Annotated in this window: 17 protein-coding genes; 8 read left to right on the plus strand and 9 right to left on the minus strand. The window is 71.6% G+C overall.

Features of this window, described 5'->3' with window-relative positions:
* The first annotated feature begins 184 nt into the window (after nt 1-184).
* A complete protein-coding gene (glgX, locus tag IO39_RS00005) occupies nt 185-2311 on the plus strand; it encodes a glycogen debranching protein GlgX (RefSeq protein ID WP_043613826.1) in 2127 nt (708 codons plus the stop codon).
* Nucleotides 2312-2440: 129 nt separating this feature from the next.
* Here the strand turns inward: glgX and IO39_RS00010 are convergent, their stop codons facing one another.
* Complete coding sequence (locus IO39_RS00010) at nt 2441-2836, minus strand: hypothetical protein (RefSeq protein ID WP_043613828.1); 396 nt, start codon at nt 2834-2836, stop codon at nt 2441-2443.
* 145 nt (nt 2837-2981) lie between these two features.
* Here IO39_RS00010 and IO39_RS00015 point away from each other — a divergent pair, with 145 nt between their 5' ends.
* Genes IO39_RS00015 through IO39_RS00025 form a run of 3 tightly spaced genes read left to right on the plus strand, consistent with a single transcriptional unit; the run spans nt 2982 to nt 5256 of the window.
* Nucleotides 2982-3722 (plus strand): pyrimidine reductase family protein, encoded by a 741-nt coding sequence (locus tag IO39_RS00015; protein WP_043613831.1) that lies wholly within the window; start codon nt 2982-2984, stop codon nt 3720-3722.
* Nucleotides 3719-4888 carry an ATP-dependent DNA ligase gene (locus IO39_RS00020; protein ID WP_084772009.1) on the plus strand — a complete coding sequence of 390 codons (1170 nt, stop codon included), beginning with the start codon at nt 3719-3721 and terminating at the stop codon, nt 4886-4888. Before IO39_RS00015 ends, IO39_RS00020 begins: the two co-directional genes overlap by 4 nt.
* Before the next feature lie 56 nt (nt 4889-4944).
* A complete protein-coding gene (locus tag IO39_RS00025) occupies nt 4945-5256 on the plus strand; it encodes a hypothetical protein (RefSeq protein ID WP_245641737.1) in 312 nt (103 codons plus the stop codon).
* Here IO39_RS00025 and pgeF read toward each other — a convergent pair.
* Nucleotides 5253-5960 carry a peptidoglycan editing factor PgeF gene (gene pgeF, locus IO39_RS00030; RefSeq protein ID WP_043613837.1) on the minus strand — a complete coding sequence of 236 codons (708 nt, stop codon included), beginning with the start codon at nt 5958-5960 and terminating at the stop codon, nt 5253-5255. The genes IO39_RS00025 and pgeF overlap by 4 nt on opposite strands.
* A 111-nt stretch (nt 5961-6071) precedes the next feature.
* The gene (locus IO39_RS50085) at nt 6072-7145 is read right to left on the minus strand and encodes a class I SAM-dependent methyltransferase (protein WP_157547739.1); all 1074 of its coding nucleotides are present in this window, start codon (nt 7143-7145) and stop codon (nt 6072-6074) included.
* 135 nt (nt 7146-7280) lie between these two features.
* Between IO39_RS50085 and IO39_RS00040 the strand changes: the two genes are divergently transcribed.
* Nucleotides 7281-8714 carry an aldehyde dehydrogenase family protein gene (locus IO39_RS00040; protein WP_211266846.1) on the plus strand — a complete coding sequence of 478 codons (1434 nt, stop codon included), beginning with the start codon at nt 7281-7283 and terminating at the stop codon, nt 8712-8714.
* A gap of 19 nt (nt 8715-8733) precedes the next feature.
* A complete protein-coding gene (locus tag IO39_RS00045; RefSeq protein WP_052422273.1) occupies nt 8734-9609 on the plus strand; it encodes a tetratricopeptide repeat protein in 876 nt (291 codons plus the stop codon).
* A 79-nt stretch (nt 9610-9688) separates the two neighbouring features.
* Here the strand turns inward: IO39_RS00045 and IO39_RS00050 are convergent, their stop codons facing one another.
* The 4 genes from IO39_RS00050 to IO39_RS00065 form a co-directional block, all read right to left on the minus strand.
* On the minus strand, nt 9689-10090 hold the full coding sequence (locus IO39_RS00050) for an RNHCP domain-containing protein (protein ID WP_043613844.1): 402 nt from the start codon (nt 10088-10090) through the stop codon (nt 9689-9691).
* Between the two features lies 1 nt (nt 10091).
* Complete coding sequence (locus tag IO39_RS00055) at nt 10092-10439, minus strand: RNHCP domain-containing protein (RefSeq protein WP_043613848.1); 348 nt, start codon at nt 10437-10439, stop codon at nt 10092-10094.
* Between the two features lie 293 nt (nt 10440-10732).
* Nucleotides 10733-11452 carry a class F sortase gene (locus IO39_RS00060; protein WP_084772011.1) on the minus strand — a complete coding sequence of 240 codons (720 nt, stop codon included), beginning with the start codon at nt 11450-11452 and terminating at the stop codon, nt 10733-10735.
* Complete coding sequence (locus IO39_RS00065) at nt 11442-12020, minus strand: hypothetical protein (RefSeq protein WP_157547740.1); 579 nt, start codon at nt 12018-12020, stop codon at nt 11442-11444. Before IO39_RS00065 ends, IO39_RS00060 begins: the two co-directional genes overlap by 11 nt.
* A 366-nt stretch (nt 12021-12386) precedes the next feature.
* On the opposite strand from IO39_RS00065, the gene IO39_RS00070 reads away from it, so the two are divergent.
* Nucleotides 12387-13196 (plus strand): MBL fold metallo-hydrolase, encoded by an 810-nt coding sequence (locus tag IO39_RS00070; RefSeq protein WP_043613853.1) that lies wholly within the window; start codon nt 12387-12389, stop codon nt 13194-13196.
* A 180-nt stretch (nt 13197-13376) separates the two neighbouring features.
* On the opposite strand, the gene ligD is transcribed toward IO39_RS00070, so the two are convergent.
* Complete coding sequence (gene ligD / locus IO39_RS00075; RefSeq protein WP_043613856.1) at nt 13377-14378, minus strand: non-homologous end-joining DNA ligase; 1002 nt, start codon at nt 14376-14378, stop codon at nt 13377-13379.
* Between the two features lie 338 nt (nt 14379-14716).
* Here ligD and msrB point away from each other — a divergent pair, with 338 nt between their 5' ends.
* Nucleotides 14717-15118 (plus strand): peptide-methionine (R)-S-oxide reductase MsrB, encoded by a 402-nt coding sequence (gene msrB, locus IO39_RS00080; protein WP_043613858.1) that lies wholly within the window; start codon nt 14717-14719, stop codon nt 15116-15118.
* Nucleotides 15119-15334: 216 nt separating this feature from the next.
* Here the strand turns inward: msrB and IO39_RS50090 are convergent, their stop codons facing one another.
* A complete protein-coding gene (locus IO39_RS50090; protein WP_157547741.1) occupies nt 15335-16333 on the minus strand; it encodes a hypothetical protein in 999 nt (332 codons plus the stop codon).
* Nucleotides 16334-16504 lie beyond the last annotated feature (171 nt).

The following is a 16504-nucleotide window of genomic DNA, read 5'->3' on the forward strand; positions in this document are numbered from 1 at the left end:
GACAAGTCGACCGCACCAACCACCGCGCGAGCACCACCATCGACGTCCTCACCGAACACCAGTTGACAGCAGCCCAAAGCCCTTAACTTCCCGGCATTGGCTCTAGCCCTCGTGCCGCCTCGCACCGGAAGCGATCGGGCCATTGGAAGACCAAGAGCGCTTTCGCGTGCGACAATCAAGTCACATGCGTGAGGTCTGGCCGGGCGAGCCCTATCCACTCGGCGGCACCTGGGACGGCGTTGGCACCAGTTTTTCGGTGTTCTCCGAGGTCGCCGAGCGGGTCGAGCTGTGCCTTTTCCACGATGACGGCTCCGAGGAACGCGTCGACCTGCCCGAGGTCGACGGGTTCGTCTGGCATGGATATCTCCCGGGCATCCAGCCGGGGCAGCGCTACGGCTATCGCGTGCACGGCCCCTACGAGCCCTCGCAGGGTCACCGGTGCAACCCGGCCAAGCTGCTGCTCGACCCCTACGCCAAGGCCATCGACGGGGAGCTGACCTGGAACCAGGCGCTGTTCCCCTACTACTTCACCGATCCCAGCCGGCGCAACACCGAGGACAGCGCGCCCTACATGCCGAAGAACGTGGTGATCAACCCGTTCTTCGAGTGGGGCAACGACCGGCCGCCGCGCACCCCGTACCACCAGACGGTGATCTACGAGGCGCACGTGCGCGGGCTGACGATGCGCCACCCCGACGTGCCCCCCGACCTGCGCGGCACCTACGCCGGCGTGGGTCATCCGGCGATCATCGAGCACCTGCTGTCGCTCGGGGTGACGGCGGTCGAGCTGATGCCGGTGCACCACTACATGCCCGAGCACTTCCTGGTGGCCCGGGGGCTGACCAACTACTGGGGCTACAACACCATGGCCTACCTGGCGCCCCACGGGCGCTACTCCGGGTCGGGCACCCGGGGGCAGCAGGTGCTGGAGTTCAAGGCCATGGTGCGGGCGCTGCACGAGGCGGGCATCGAGGTCATCCTCGACGTGGTCTACAACCACACGGCCGAGGGCGACCACATGGGGCCGACGCTGGGCTTCAGGGGGATCGACAACGTCGCCTACTACCGCCTGCACGACGGCGACCGGCGCTACTACCTCGACTACACCGGCTGCGGCAACTCCCTCAACGTGCGCTCCCCGCACGCGCTGCAGCTCATCATGGACTCCCTGCGCTACTGGGTGCTGGAGATGCACGTCGACGGGTTCCGCTTCGACCTGGCCTCGGCGCTGGCCAGGGAGCTGCACGACGTCGACCGGCTGAGCGCGTTCTTCGACCTGATCCAGCAGGACCCGGTGATCTCGCAGGTCAAGCTGATCGCCGAGCCGTGGGACGTGGGGCCGGGCGGCTACCAGGTCGGGAATTTCCCGCCTTTGTGGACGGAGTGGAACGGCAAATATCGCGACATCGTGCGCGATTTCTGGAGAGGCACCCATTCGGCCCTGCCGGAGTTCGCCTCCCGCCTGACCGGCTCCGCCGACCTGTACGAATCCTCCGGCCGCCGCCCCGTCGCCTCGATCAACTTCGTCACCTGCCACGACGGGTTCACGCTGACCGACCTGGTCTCCTACGACCACAAGCACAACGAGGCCAACGGCGAGGACAACCGCGACGGCACCAACGACAACCGCTCCTGGAACTGCGGCGCCGAGGGCCCGGTCGAGGACCCCCAGATCGTCACGCTGCGCCGCCGCCAGCGCCGCAACTTCCTGGCCACGCTGTTCCTGTCGCAGGGCGTGCCGATGCTCTCCCACGGCGACGAGATCGGCCGCACCCAGCGGGGCAACAACAACGCCTACTGCCAGGACAACGAGCTGGCCTGGGTGGACTGGTCGCTGGTGCACGCCGAGTCCGACCTGCTCGACTTCGTCCGCGCGCTGTCCAAGCTGCGCCGCGAGCACCCGGTCTTCCAGCGCCGCCGCTTCTTCCACGGCCGCCACCCCGACAACGGCAAGCGGGACCTGGTCTGGCTGACGCCCGGCGGGCAGGAGATGACGGCGGGCGACTGGCACATCGGCTACGCCAAGTCGCTGATGGTCTACCTGAACGGCGAGGCGATCACCGAGCCGGGGCCCCGAGGCGAGCGGATCGTGGACGACTCGTTCCTGCTGCTGATCAACGCCCACCACGAGAGCCTGCCGTTCACGCTGCCGGGCCCGGAGTTCGGCACGCGGTGGCTGCCCGTGCTCGACACCAACCACGACACGGTGGAGGAGGCGTTCGCGGACGACGGGTGGCAGGCGGGCGACCTGGTGGCCGTCACGGCGCGCTCGCTGCAGGTGCTGCGCCAGCCCCGGCAGGCAAAGGTTTGAACGAACAGCCCCGGCAGGCGAAGCCCTGGACGAACAGCCCCGGCAGGCGAAGGTCTGAACGTCAGCCCTGGAAGGCGAAGCCCTGGACGATCGTCCCCGGGCCGATGAGCCTGCCGGGCCGGAGCCGGGTCAGAAGACGCGGGTCGCGCTGGCCGCGAGGAACACCAGCGTGAAGACCGTCACCCCGGCCAGGCCGTGCAGCGCCACCGCGAGCGCGGGGAAGCCGCGTCCCGCCGTCGTGTGCCGGCCCGCGCCCAGCCAGCGGGTGAGCATCGCGAACCCCAGCAGCGCCGCCGCGGCCAGCCCCGCGAACGCCGCCCACACCAGCGCCCGGCTGCCCGTGATCAGCCCGGCCGCCCAGAGCACCAGCGCCGAGACCGCCAGCGCCGGATGGGCGACGACCAGGGTGGCGGGGAAGCGGGTGACCTTGGCGCGGCGCAGGCCGCCGTTCGCCACCCAGAACGACAGCAGGTAGACCCCGGCGAGCGCGGCGATCGTCCACGCCACGGCGGTGACCAGGCCCATGGCCCGCCCCCCTCCCCCTCAGCCCCTATCCCTATCGTCACGTTAAGCGGAGAATCGCCGATACGTCCGGGCAATAGGGAAAAGCGGTATCCCGCCGGAAAACCCCCGTCGGATGAATGTCGGTGCGGTGTGCCAAGGTAGAGGAGTGCGGCGCATCTATCCCGACATACAGGACAATCCGGACATCGTGCAGGCCTACGCCTACCCCGAGGACCGGCCGTGGCTGCGGCTCAACATGGTCGCCAGCGTCGACGGCGCGGCCTGGCTCAAGGGGCGGTCGGGGCCGCTGTCGAGCACGGGCGACAAACGCGTCTTCCAGACCCTGCGCGGGCTGGCCGACGTGATCGTCGCGGGCGCCGCGACCGTGCGCAAGGAGGGCTACGGCCCGGTCCCGCCGCGCGAGGCGTGGGCGGAGGTGCGCCAGGGCCGTCCCGAGGTGCCGCCCATCGCCGTGATCAGCCGCAGCCTCGCCCTCGACTTCGACGGCGAGCTGTTCACCGACGCGCCCAGCAGGACGATCGTGATCACCTGCGAGGCCGCGCCCCACGAGCGGCGCAAGGAGGCGGCCCGGCGGTCCGACCTGATCGTGGCCGGCGAGGAGCGGGTGGACATGCGGCAGGCCGTGGCCGAGCTGCACAAACGGGGGCTGACCAGGGTGCTGTGCGAGGGCGGCCCCCGGATCAACGCCCAGCTCTCGGCCTGCGACGTGGTCGACGAGCTGTGCCTGTCGATCAGCCCGCTCCTGGTCGGGGGCGGCGCGGCGCGCATCCAGAACGGCGAGCCCGCGCAGGTCAGGCTGGATCTCAGCCAGGTGCTGGAGGAGGACGGCGTGCTCTTCTGCAAATACACGAGGAGCTCGCGAGCGGACGAGGGGGCACAGGCATGACCGAACCGACTGAGCTGACGGAGCCGGTGGCGGGGGCCGGGGGTGACGAAGAGCCCGAGCCGGTGCCCAACCTGCCGGTGCGGCCGCCGGTGCCGCCGATGCTGGCCAAGCCGGTCAAGACCATGCCGAAGCAGGACGGCACGCTCTACTACGAGCCGAAGTGGGACGGGTTCCGGTGCATCGTCTTCCGCGACGGCGACGAGGTCTACCTCGGCAGCCGCAACGAACGGCCGTTCACCCGCTACTTCCCCGAGCTGGTCGAGGCGGTCAGGAGGGAGCTGCCCGAAAGGTGCGTGGTCGACGGCGAGATCGTGCTGCCGATGGGCTCGCAGCTCGACTTCGACGCGTTGCAGCAGCGCATCCATCCGGCCAAGTCGCGGGTGGCGCTGCTGGCCGAGCGCACGCCGGCCCAGTTCGTCGCGTTCGACCTGCTGGCGCTGGGTGACGAGTCGCTCATGGAGGTGCCGTTCTCCGAGCGGCGGGCGCGGCTGGTGGGGTTGTTCGGCGAGAAGGGCGGCTCCATCCGGCTGACCCCGGTCACCACCAACTACGAGCAGGCGGGCGAGTGGTTCGAGATGTTCGAGGGGGCCGGGCTCGACGGGATCATCGTCAAGCCGGGCGACCAGCCGTACATCCCGGACAAGCGCACGATGTTCAAGGTCAAGCACGAGCGCACCGCCGACGTGGTGGTGTGCGGCTACCGCGAGCACAAGTCGGGGCCGATCGTGGGCTCGCTGCTGCTCGGCCTCTACGGCGACGACGGGCGGCTGCACCACGTGGGCGTGGCGGCCTCGTTCCCGATGAAGCGCAGGGCGGAGCTGGTCGAGGAGCTCAGGCCCTACCTCGCGGAGCTGAGCGAGCATCCGTGGGGACACTGGGCCGAGCAGGCGCAGGCCAACCTCGGGCAGCCGGCCGCCGGGCCCGCGACGGGCGGGCAGCGGGTGCCGGGCGCGGTGTCGCGGTGGAACGCCAAGAAGGACCTGTCGTTCATCCCGCTCAGGCCGGAGCTGGTGATGGAGGTGGCCTACGACCAGATGGAGGGCGACCGGTTCCGGCACACGGCGCACTTCCGGCGGTGGCGCCCTGACCGCACCCCCGAATCGTGCACTTATGAGCAGTTGGAGCGTCCGGTTAGTTACAACCTTGACGACATCCTTGCCCGCTAGCCCGAGATCCCGTTATATCTCGATATATGAGCACAGGGGATGAGTTAAAGGCGGCCGTGGCCGCACGGCGTGATCTCGGGCCCGACTTCGAGGACGCCGTGGTGGAGTCGTTTCTCGACAAGATGGGCCAGGAGATCGACCGGCGGGTGGACGAGCGGCTGGCCAAGGCCGCCCCGCAGGCGCCGGCCCGGCAGAGCACGACGGCCGACGGGCAGCGGCTGGCGCTGGCGATCGTCTCGCTGTCGCTGGGCACCCTCGCCACCCTCGTTCTCGTGCTGACGGGCAACCGGATGTCCTACGTGATCCCGGTCTGGATCTGCATCATCATCGTGAACGTGCTGTTCAACAACAACCGGGGCAAGGGCTAGGACAGCCAGATGAGCCCGGCGAACCGGCCGCCGGGCTGCTCCCTGCGGTGGGAGTAGAGCTCCTGCGACTCGATCGTGCAGCGGGCGTCGTGGCGCACGTCGGCCACGCCCGCCGCCCTGAGCTGGGCCTCGATCCCGGCACGCAGGTCCAGCGCGGGGGTCTGCCACGACGTCGTGGACCACGTCGCCGGCACCTTCGCGGCCACCCGCGCCCGCAGGTCGGCGGGCACCTCGTAGCAGCGGCCGCACGCGCCCGGGCCGATCAGCGCCACCATCCGGCCGGGCTCGGCCCCCTTGCCCGCCATGGCCTCGACCAGGGCCGTGGCGATGCCCGCCTCGGTGCCGGGGCGGCCGGAGTGGGCCGCGCCGACCATCCTGGCCACCGGGTCGGCCACCAGCACGGCGGGGCAGTCGGCGCCGAGCGAGGCCAGCGCCAGGCCGGGCTCGGTGGTGAACACGCCGTCGAGCTCGGGCGGGTCGTCGCCGAACGGCTCGCTCACGTAGGCGACGTCGGCGCTGTGGACCTGGCGCATGAACACCACGGCCCGCACGCCCAGCTCGGCCCTGAGCCCCTCGCGGTTGGCCCGGACGTTCGCCGGGTCGTCGCCGACCAGGCCGCCGAGGTTGCGCGAGCCGTAGGGCGGGGCGCTGACCCCTCCGTGACGGTCGGTGATGACGGTGTGGACACCGGGGGCGAGCTGCATACTCCCGATCTTAGAGCGGCCGGGCAAGGCTCGGCCCAGGCCGGGCCGAGGCGGCCGGGCCCGGGCCAGGCGACAGGGCCCAGGCCAGGCGACAGGGTCCGAGCCAGGTGGTCAGGGGTTGAGGCGGTGGACCGTGAGGGGGCCGCCGCCCCAGCGGCCGATCGCCTCCTCGTCGGCGAAGGCCAGCACCCGCATCATGTTGCCGCCGTCGCTCAGCTTCACGTTGCGGCGCAGCCGGCGGGCCAGGTCGGCGGGCAGGTTGGTGGTGCCGGCCTCGATCGTGTCCCCGTAGTGCGGCGCGAAGGCCACCCCCGCGAAGCCGGTGCGGCGCAGCAGCGTGGGCACGGTCTCGGAGGAGTAGAACATCAGGTGGTTCTTGGTGAAGCCGCTCCACTTGGAGCCGTACGCCTTCAGCAGCAGCGAGCGGGCGTTCACGGTCAGGATGAGCAGCACCCCGCCGGGCGCCAGCAGGGAGCGGAACCGCTGGAAGTCCTCCAGCGGCCTGGGCAGGTGCGCCAGCACCGACCACAGGGTGATCACGTCGAAGCCGCCGGCGGCGATCTCGGGCACGTCCTCGGGCGAGCCGAAGTAGGTGCGGGCCCGGCTGAGCCGCTCGTTGGCCTGGGCCACCGACTCCGGCGACAGGTCCACCCCGCAGGCGTCGAAGCCGCGCTGCTCGGCCAGCTCCAGGAAGAGCCCGACGCCGGAGCCGAAGTCGAGCAGCCGGCGCTCCTTGCCCTCGTCGAACACCGGCGAGAAGGCGCGCATGGTCAGCTCGTAGCGGCGTTGCCGGTTGGCGGCGTATTTGCCGGTCAGGAAGGTGCTGTAGCCGGTGGCGTAGAGGTCGCCGAGGCGCTCGGGGCGGACGTTCGGGTTGCGGTAGAGGAAGCCGCAGGAGGGGCAGCGCACGACGTGGTAGCGCCAGCCGTTGCCGCCGGTCGGCTCGTACAGGGGCTGCTGGCGGGACTCCCCGCACATCATGCAGCTCAGGAACTCCTCGATCTCGCCCAGCGGCCGCAGCCGCTGGTAGTCGGCGAGCGACATGATCGGCGACCGCCTGATCAGCAGGCGCCACTGCGCCTCGCGGACGAGCCGCTCCCCTGGACGGACATAGACCCGCTGTCCCCACGGGACGCGGTCGTAACGTGAGCCGTACGCCAGCCGGCCGAACAATCTGCGCGCCATCGCCACCACCCTTTTCGGGGGCTCTTGCCCCGGCTGATCGCGGCCATGCGCCCGGCTTCGGGCACTTTACGTGATCTTTGGCGGCGCCAGGCCGATCACTGGCCGGGCGCCTTGACCAAGCATATGCTTGGTCGCATGCCTGAGTTCCGCAACCTCATCGGCGGCGAGCTGGTCGCCTGCGCGCGCACGATGGAGACGGTCAACCCGGCCACGGGCGAGCCCTGGGCCGAGATCCCGGCCGGCGGCCCCGCCGACGCCGACGCCGCCGTGGCCGCGGCGGCCCGCGCCTTCCCCGGCTGGGCCGCGCTGCCCGCCGCGGCCAGGGCCCACTACCTGCGCAAGGTGTCGGAGGTGTTCGGCCGGCACGCCGAGGAGCTGGCCAGGCTGGAGACCCGCGACAACGGCAGGATCCTGCGCGACACGCTGAAGCGGGACCTGCCGGGCATGGCCCATCTGTGGCAGCTGGCCGCCGGTCAGTGCCTCGACGCGGTCAGGGGCGACACCGTGGTGCTGGGGCCCGACACGCTCGGGCTGACCCGGCGGGAGCCGTACGGGGTGGCGGTCTGCATCATCCCGTGGAACTCCCCCATCTCGACCTTCTCGGCCAAGGCCGCGTACGCGCTGGCGGCGGGGAACACGGTGATCGTCAAGCCGGCCGAGCAGGCGAGCGCGTCCGTGCTGCGGCTGGGCGAGCTGCTGGCCGAGGTGTTCCCGCCCGGCGTGCTCAACATCGTCAGCGGCCCGGGCGAGGAGATCGGGGACGCGCTCGTCCGGCACCGCGGCGTCGCCAAGATCAGCCTCACCGGCTCCACCGCCACCGGCCGGGCCATCACCCGGGCCTCGGCCGACGCGCTGAAGCCGATGACGTTCGAGCTGGGCGGCAAGTCGCCCAACATCGTCTTCCCCGACGCCGACCTGGACGCCGCCACCGCCGGCGTCACCGTGAACTCCGTCTACACGGGCAATGCCGGGCAGGTGTGCGTGGCCGGCTCACGCATCCTCGTCCACCGCTCGATCTGGGAGGAGATGCTCGGGCGCATCGAGCGGGCCTGCGCCGGGCTGGTGCTGGGGGATCCGCTGGACCTGGCGACCACGATGGGGCCGATCGTGTCGGCCGGGCAGTACGAGCGCGTCACGTCGTATCTGGAGCTGGCCGAGAAGGAGGGCGCCAGGCTCGTCTTCGGCGGCCGGACCGGGGCGGACGTGGTGCCCGCGCTGCCCGGCGGCTACTGGGTGGCGCCCACGCTCTACACGACGGAGGACAACGCGCTGCGCGTGTGCCAGGAGGAAATCTTCGGGCCGGTGGCGGTGGCCATCCCGTTCTCGACCGAGGAGGAGGCGGTGGCGATCGCGAACGACTCCCCGTACGGGCTGGCGGCCGGGGTGTGGACGCGCGACCTGGGGCGGGCGCACCGCCTCGTGCGGGACCTGCGCAGCGGCACGGTGTGGGTGAACACCTTCCGCCAGATGCCGCCGGGGCTGCCGTTCGGCGGGGTCAAGGACAGCGGGTACGGCCACGATTCGGTCCTTGAGTACACCCGTGAAAAGGCAGCCGTTATCCAGATCTAGTTGGATAGATTTACCCCTCATGAGCGAGGGGATCAAGGACCTTTCCGGGCTGTCCGACGCGGCGGCGCAGTCACGGGCCTCGGTGCTGCGCAGCCGGGCCGAATCGTACATCGCCCTGTCGCGCCACGACGCCGCGATCGCGGATCTGACGGAGTCGATCGCGCTGGCGCCGGAGAACGCCCGCGCCTGGCGGCTGCGCGGCGAGAGCCACCGCGTCATCGAGCGGTACGAGGCCGCGCTGGAGGACTTCGGCGAGGCCCTGCGCCTGGAGCCGGACAGCGCCTACGCCCTCGGCTCGCGCGGCCAGACCTACGCCGCGCTGGGCCGCCTCGAGGAGGCCATGGACGACTTCGAGCACGCGCTCACCCTGTCCCCCGACTCCCTGTGGATCCTGGAGGCGAAGGCGGACGCGCTGGTGGACCTGGGCCGGCTGGACGAGGCCCTGGCGGAGCACACCAAGATCATCGAGCTGGACGAGAGCCTGGCGTACTCGTGGGTGGCCAGAGGCGACCTGTACCAGCGCATGAGGCTGTACGCCGAGGCGATCGACGACTACGCCAAGGCCCTGGAGGCCGACCCGGACTACGTGCGGGCGCTGAGCCGGCGGGGCGAGGCGCTGCGCATGGCCGACCGCTACGAGGAGGCGCTCGCCGACCTGAACCGGGCGCTGGAGCTGGACCCCGGCAACGACCGCGCGCTCGGGAGCCGGGGCGCGGTGCTGAGCGAGCTGGGCGACAACGAGGCGGCGCTGAAGGACCTGGACGCGGCCATCGAGCTGGACCCCGAGTACGTCTGGGCGTTCCGGGTGCGCGGGGAGATCCTGCAGGAGCTGGACCGGCACGAGGAGGCCATCGCCGACTTCACCCGGGCCCTCCACCTCGACTTCGGCGACTGACATCCCCCGGGCCGCCGCTCTCGCCCCGGGCGCCTCCGCCGGGGCCGCCGTTCTCGGGCGGTCCCGGCGGAGGCGGGAATCACAGGGCCAGCAGGGCGCTGACCGGCAGGCGGGAGTCGGACAGCGGGCGGATGGCGATGCGGAGCAGCGCCAGCGCGTTGTCGTCACCCGCGATGCGGTTGGCGCTGAGGCCTCCGCATGCCTGGCAGCTGTGGATGATCAGCCACTCCCCGTCATGCCGGACGGTGACGCTCAGCGCCGCCATCCGGCCCCGGCAGCCCGCCCGCCGGTCCCCGGGAATCCGGTGGTCGACGTGCAGGCTCGTGAGGCAGTGCGGGCAGTGGTTGCGGTGCGCGGTGCCGGGCGCGATCATCGGCACGTCCATCCGGCACCCGACGCAGCGGAACGCGTCGCCGGGACCGGCGGTATGCACCTTCTTCGGTCGTTGCGGCCGTTCGCGGCCGGGGTTCCTCCTGGGCATGTCACAGATCACCGAACGCCTCAAGAGGGAACGGCGGCTGCGCCAGCGGCCGCACGGCCATGCGCATGAGGATGAGCTGGTTGTCGTCCCCGCAGATGGGGTTCGACGTCAGCTCGCCGCACCGGGTGCAGCGGTGAATGAGCATCCACTCCCCCGTGCGCAGGACGGCGATCGAGATGGGGATCATCCGTGACCTGCACTCGTCGAGCAGGTGCAGCGAGTGCAGGCAGCTCGGGCAGTGGTTGCGGCGTACGCCGTCGGGGGCGTGCGCGGTGACGGTCAGGCCGCAGCGTACGCAGGCGAACGTCTCTGTGCTCGCGATCGAGCGGGATTTGCCGTTGGCGGACAACGTCGGTACTCCTTGCCGGAATGGTGAAACTCAGGAAGCAAGGAAGCCCTGGCGCGCCTCGTGGGCATGCCGTCGCGCGGCAGGCGGTCTCTCACATGAGGTGATGCCGGTTCAAGGGCAGGATCCGCCTGCGACACGATGAGGCGCACAGGGCGCTGACGCCGGGCATAAATCCCCCTCCTTGACGGGCATGGCCTGCCCCAGACGTTCCGGACAACGGACGTGAGCGAGAATAACGGGACGCTCCCGCCGCCCGCCAGCCATTTTCCGGCCGCCCGGACCGGCCCCGTGATTCAACGGCCGGGATAGTACGGGGCCGCGAGGTGGGCGTACACGATGGTGTTCCGCTCGTAGCTGTGCGTCCGCCGGTCGAACGCGCCGCCGCAGGTCACCAGGCGCAGCGCCGGATATCTGAGCTTGGCGTAGACCTTCTTCGCCGGGAAGGCGCGCTTCGGGGTGTGCTCGACCCGGTCGACGACGAAGACGGCCACCGAGCGGTCGGCGCGCAGCACCTGCACCTGGTCGCCGCGCCTGACGTCCTTGAGCCGGGCGAAGACGGCCGGGCCCGTCCGGGTGTCGAGGTGGCCGGTGATCACGGCGGCGCCGCGTTGCCCGGGGACGGGGCCGTAGCGGTACCAGCCGGCCAGGTTCGGCGGGTCGAACGGCGGGTTCTGGATCGCGCCCTTCGCGTCCAGGCCCAGCTCCATCAGCGGCGCGGCCACGCCGATGGAGGGGATGTAGACGGCGGTGGGGCGGGCGGCCTTCATGGGCTCGGCCACCCCGGCGCCCTTGGCCAGCGGCAGGTCTTTGGGCAGGTCCTTGAGCGGGGCGCGCGACTGCCGCGCCGCGGCCGGCGCGGGATCCGTCCCGCCGCCGCCCGTGCCGCCGCCCGTGCCGCCGTCCAGCACGCCGCCGATGCCCAGCCCGATCAGCAGCACCCCGGCCAGCGACACGACCACCGCCCCGCCCACGACCACCCGCTGCCCCGGCCGCGAGGGTGGGCTAGGAGGCATTGCGGCGGCGTACCGCGAAGCCGGCCAGTCCCGCTCCGGTCAGCAGCGCGGCCCCGCCCACGGCGAACGGCCACACCGGCTCGCCGGCGAGCGCGCCGCCGCCCGTCTCCGGGTGCCCCACGGGCACCCGGTGCTCCTTCTCCCCCGCCGGTCGCCACGGGTGTTCCGGCACGTCCGTCTGCGGCCAGGATTCCCGCGGTACGGGGGCGTTCGACCAGGACTCATCGGTCCGCGGCACGCTCGGCCCGGACCCGCCGCCGGGCGTGCCGGACCAGGAGTCGCCGGGCGTACCGGACCAGGAGTCGGACTCGTCCGGCGCGCTCGACCAGGAGTCGTGGGGCTCGGCGTCGCCCGACCAGGAGCCGTCGGAGTCGCCGGGGTCCGCGGGGGCGCCTGAGGGGTCGTCGCACAGGAGCGGCAGCGGGAGGAGGCAGGTGGCGGCCGTGCCGGGCACCCGGGAGCCGGGGTCGGCCGCCGCCGGGCCGCCGAGGGCGGCCGTGAGGCTCACTCCCGCCACCACGAAGGCGGTGACCGCTCCAGCCGCTGCGAGACGTCGCGCTCTTGCCATGAGAAGGCTCCAGACTCGGTTGTCCGCCCCCCGATGCACAAGAGAGCCTGGCGAATTATTGGACCCCGAGTCAAGTAATGTGATCGAAGTGAAACCGGCCGGATACGGAGGGTTTGACGGTCGTCCGCCGTGGCAGGAGATACCCCACAAAGGGGGACAAAAGCCATGAGCAATCCACAACAGCCGGAACTTCGCCGATCAGGCAAGTCCGCCACCGAGTCCAAGTCCGCCAACGCCGTCCCCGAGACGAAGAGCGGGTCCAGGCGCGCCGGCCGTCCGCACGGCACGGACAAGGGACGCAAGGGCGGCGGCAAGGGAGGCGGGGTGCCTCCGGCCCAGCGACCGCAACATCCGGGGTGATATGACGTGAGGGGAAGCCTGCAGTTCATCGGGAACGCCACCACGCTGATCCGCTACAACGGCTTCACGCTGCTGACGGATCCCAACTTCCTGCACCGGGGGCAGCGGGCGTACCTGGGGTACGGCCTGTCCTCGCGCCGCCTCGCCGACCCGGCCGTGGAGATCGAGGACCTGCCGCCGCTGGACGCGGTGCTGCTGTCGCACATGCACGGCGACCACTGGGACCGGGTGGCGCGCAGGAGCCTGGACAAGGACACGCCGATCGTCACGACCACGGCGGCGGCCGGCAGGCTGCGCCGCCAGGGCTTCGGCCGGAGCGTGGGCCTGCGGAACTGGCAGCAGCACGAGCTGCGCGGCCCGGGCGGGACCGTCAAGATCACCGCCGTGCCCGCCAAGCACGCGCCCGGCCCCGCCGAGGCGCTGCTGCCGCCGGTGATCGGCACGGTGGTGGAGTTCTGCAACCGCGACGAACGAGTGGAGCTGCGCCTGCACATCAGCGGCGACACGCTGCTCGACCGCCGCCTGGACGCGATCCCGCGCCGCTTCCCCGAGATCGACCTGGCCATCGTCCACCTGGGCGGCACCAAACTGCTCGGCACCCTGCTGGTGACCATGGACGGCGAGCAGGGCGCCGCCTGGGTGGACCTGATCAACCCGCACGCGGTCGTGCCGGTGCACTTCGACGACTACTCCGTCTTCAGCTCACCGCTGGACGACTTCCGTCATCACATCGAGCAGGCCGGCCTGGCCGACCGGGTCGTCTACCTGGACCGGGGCGAGACGCGCGAACTGGCGCCGCACCACCTCGTCCGCTGAGCACGCCCCACGCCGGCACCGCCGCTTGGACACCGCCGCTTGGACAGCGCCGCTTGGACAGCGCCGCTTGGGCACCGCCGCTTGGACACCGCCTCCCGGGCACCGCCTCTCCGGCACCGCCTCTCCGGCGCCGGCCGGGAGGCGTCCTGGCTCCCGCACGGGGCCACTGCCCGGCTCGGCTCAGGTGTCGGACCTGGCCTTGCTCGGCTGGACGCGCTTGGGCTCCCCGGGCATCTTCGGGTAGTTGGGCGGGTAGGGCATGTCGCCCCGGCCGTCCTCGGCGTACCGCTCCAGCAGGGGCTCGATCGAGTAGGCCCGCTCGTCGATGGCCGCGTGCACGTCGCCCACCTTGGCGAAGCGGGCGGGCACCGTGCGGATGTCGAAGTCGCGCGGGTCGGCGTCGGCCAGCTCGTCCCAGGTCAGCGGGGTCGAGACGGGCGCGTACGGCTTGGCCCTGACGGAGTAGGCGCTGGCCACCGTGCGGTCTCTGGCGTTCTGGTTGAAGTCGATGAACACCCGGTCGCCGCGCTCCTCCTTCCACCAGGCCGTGGTCACCAGGCTCGGGTCGCGCTCCTCGACCGCCCTGGCCAGGGCGATGCCGGCGTGGCGTACCTGGATGAAGTCCCAGCGCGGCTCGATGCGCACGGCGATGTGCACGCCGCGGTTGCCCGACGTCTTCACGAAGCCGGTCATGCCCAGCTCGCCGAGCACGTCCCTGGTCAGGAAGGCGGCCCGGCGCGCCGCGTCGAACTCCAGGCCCGGCTGCGGGTCGAGGTCGATGCGCAGCTCGTCGGGATGCTCGACGTCGGCCGCTCGCACCTGCCAGGGGTGGAAGTCGATGGTGCCGAGGTTGGCGCAGTAGGCGATGGCCGCCACCTCGGTGACGCGCAGGGACTGCGCGGTGCGGCCGCTGGGGAAGGTCACGGTGACGGACTGGAGCCAGTCGGGATGCCGGGGCGGCATGCGCTTCTGGTAGATCGCCTCGGTCTGCACGCCGTCGGGATGGCGCTTGATGTTGGTGGGACGGTCCTTCAGCGCCCGCAACGCCCCCTCGCCGACGCTCACGTAGTATTCGACCAGTTCCCGCTTGGTGGCGCCGATCTCAGGAAAGTAGACCTTGTCGGGATTGGTGACCTTGACGGTCCGCTCTCCCACCTCGAGCTCTATGTACGGCGATGCCATGCCACCGAACCTACTATCCGTCGTCAAGCGGGGTGGGCCCGCCCCGGAGCCTCCTCGGTGGCGGGACCGAGGGCTCGACGGGACGGGCCGCTGAAGACCGTCCGCCGCCGTTCCGGGCGCTGGCGCGCCACCCGGCCGGCCTGCCGATCCCCAGCGGCGCCAGCACGGGCGTGGGCTGTGCCGCTTGGCGGGATCTGCGGACGATCTCACCCCTTGGCAGGAGGCGATGACACCCCCTTGCCTACAAAGACGCGAATTCGCCCCAGAACGGATGCTTCACCTCTGGAGATCTCTTTTTGCCTGATCTGCCATTTGCGCGGATCTCGTACTCTGGGCGCATGAACAAGGTGGTCAAGAGCGAGGCCGAATGGCGGGCCCAGCTGTCGCCGGAGGAGTTCCACGTCCTGCGGCAGGCCGGGACCGAGCGCGCGTTCACGGGGGAATACGTCGACACCAAGACCGAGGGCATCTACTCGTGCCGCGCGTGCGGCGCCGAGTTGTTCCGGTCGGACACGAAGTTCGAGTCCCACTGCGGCTGGCCCAGCTTCTTCGAGCCGTCCGACTCCGACGCGGTGGTGCTGGTCGAGGACCGCAGCCTCGGCGTGGTGCGCACGGAGGTGCGCTGCGCCCGCTGTGACTCGCACCTGGGGCACGTCTTCCACGGCGAGGGTTACCCGACGCCGACGGACGACCGCTACTGCATCAACTCCATCTCACTCCGTCTCGAACCCAAGGGGTGATCACGCCGCGACAGGGCGTATCGATCGCCATGGAAGGGTACGAGTGGCGCGTGCGCTTTGTCCATCTTCGCCACCGGTGGGTGACGATCGAGACCATCGGCCGAATCGTTACGCAACGGTGCGAAGTGTGCTCGAAGACACGGGTCCGGGTGCGCTGAGTCCCGACCCCCGCCGGAACCCCGTCACCCTTGCGGCTCCGGCGGGGTCGCCCGTGGGTCAGTCCGGGGGCGGATGGGTGACCTTGCAGCTCCGGTCGGCCGAGCCGAGGATGTTGGCCAGCACCGGGTTGCCGTTCCCGCCGAACTCCGCCTGCACGAACACCACCGGCTCGGCCACGCCGCGGCTGCGCAGATAGGCCAGGCCGCGTTCGCAGAGGGTGATCGCGGTGTGCGAGTTGTCCGCGTCTTCCGGCAGATCCGTGTAAATGCGCAAATATCCGCCGACGGTGCGGATATCCCTGAGGCGTTTCAGGGCCTTGTCGCCGGGGCCCCAGTTCGTACGGAAGAAGTGCGCCGCCTGCTGATCCGTGTGCCGCGAGAAGCCGTCGGCCTTGTGGCCGTCGCCGTCCTCCGGATCGGGCTCGCCGGCCGGCACGTCCTCGGGAGCCGTGGTGCCGGCCACCGTCCCCGGCCCGGCCGCGCCCTTGGGGGCGTCCACCGGCCCGGACGCCTCGGCGCGCTGCGACTGCCGGCTCCTGACCTGCGCGTCGGCGTGGAGGCCCGCCCGCGGCTCGCCCCGCCCGTCACCCCCGCCGGGCAGCGCCACCGCGCCGCCCGGCCCCGTCGTCCCGTCCGGCCCGGCCGGCCCGGCCGTGCCGGAGCCCGGCCCCGCACCCGGCTGGTGTGCGGGGCCGGCGCCCGTCCGGGGCGTCTCCTGCGCCCCGAGTCCCATGAGCCCGCCGGGCGCGCCGATCGAGCCGTTCGCGGACAGCAGCACGACCACCCCACCGGCCAGCGCCACCACCCCCGCCACCCACCGCGCACCGCCCGGGAGCCGGGCCCGCCGCGCACGGCGGCGCGGGTGACGCCGGGCATGCCGGCCGGCACGCCCACGCCCCGTGGCGGGGCTGCCCGCGAGGTCGTCGTCGGGGGTGGGGCCGTCGGAGATGTGACGGGCCGTGGCGCGGTGGCCGGCCGCGTGACGGCGGCGGTCCCGTCTTCCGGACTCTTCCACCCCGGCCTCCTCCCCCTTGCCGGCGACCCTGGAACGTGCCACCTTCGTCAACCTGGCGAGCAAGAGATCCCCCGATTGTGACAAAGAGGGCTAGATCACGTCAGTTGGACCGCCAACTTCGGTATGAAGGCCCATCACCAGGCGCGCGGGGGTCCCCGACGCCCGCGCCGGGGCTCCCCGGCCGGGAGCGCGCGGCCGGGAGCGCGCGGCCGG

It is taken from the genome of Nonomuraea candida (genome assembly GCF_000725485.1).
Taxonomy (GTDB): domain Bacteria; phylum Actinomycetota; class Actinomycetes; order Streptosporangiales; family Streptosporangiaceae; genus Nonomuraea; species Nonomuraea candida.

Excerpts from the sequence above, each read along its gene's own strand:
- glgX (WP_043613826.1), top strand. The coding sequence starts at position 185 with ATGCGTGAGGTCTGGCCGGGCGAGCCCTATCCACTCGGCGGCACCTGG.
- IO39_RS00010 (WP_043613828.1), bottom strand. The coding sequence starts at position 2,836 with ATGGGCCTGGTCACCGCCGTGGCGTGGACGATCGCCGCGCTCGCCGGG.
- IO39_RS00020 (WP_084772009.1), top strand. The coding sequence starts at position 3,719 with ATGACCGAACCGACTGAGCTGACGGAGCCGGTGGCGGGGGCCGGGGGT.
- pgeF (WP_043613837.1), bottom strand. The coding sequence starts at position 5,960 with ATGCAGCTCGCCCCCGGTGTCCACACCGTCATCACCGACCGTCACGGA.
- IO39_RS50085 (WP_157547739.1), bottom strand. The coding sequence starts at position 7,145 with ATGGCGCGCAGATTGTTCGGCCGGCTGGCGTACGGCTCACGTTACGAC.
- IO39_RS00040 (WP_211266846.1), top strand. The coding sequence starts at position 7,281 with ATGCCTGAGTTCCGCAACCTCATCGGCGGCGAGCTGGTCGCCTGCGCG.
- IO39_RS00045 (WP_052422273.1), top strand. The coding sequence starts at position 8,734 with ATGAGCGAGGGGATCAAGGACCTTTCCGGGCTGTCCGACGCGGCGGCG.
- IO39_RS00050 (WP_043613844.1), bottom strand. The coding sequence starts at position 10,090 with ATGCCCAGGAGGAACCCCGGCCGCGAACGGCCGCAACGACCGAAGAAG.
- IO39_RS00060 (WP_084772011.1), bottom strand. The coding sequence starts at position 11,452 with ATGCCTCCTAGCCCACCCTCGCGGCCGGGGCAGCGGGTGGTCGTGGGC.
- IO39_RS00065 (WP_157547740.1), bottom strand. The coding sequence starts at position 12,020 with ATGGCAAGAGCGCGACGTCTCGCAGCGGCTGGAGCGGTCACCGCCTTC.
- ligD (WP_043613856.1), bottom strand. The coding sequence starts at position 14,378 with ATGGCATCGCCGTACATAGAGCTCGAGGTGGGAGAGCGGACCGTCAAG.
- msrB (WP_043613858.1), top strand. The coding sequence starts at position 14,717 with ATGAACAAGGTGGTCAAGAGCGAGGCCGAATGGCGGGCCCAGCTGTCG.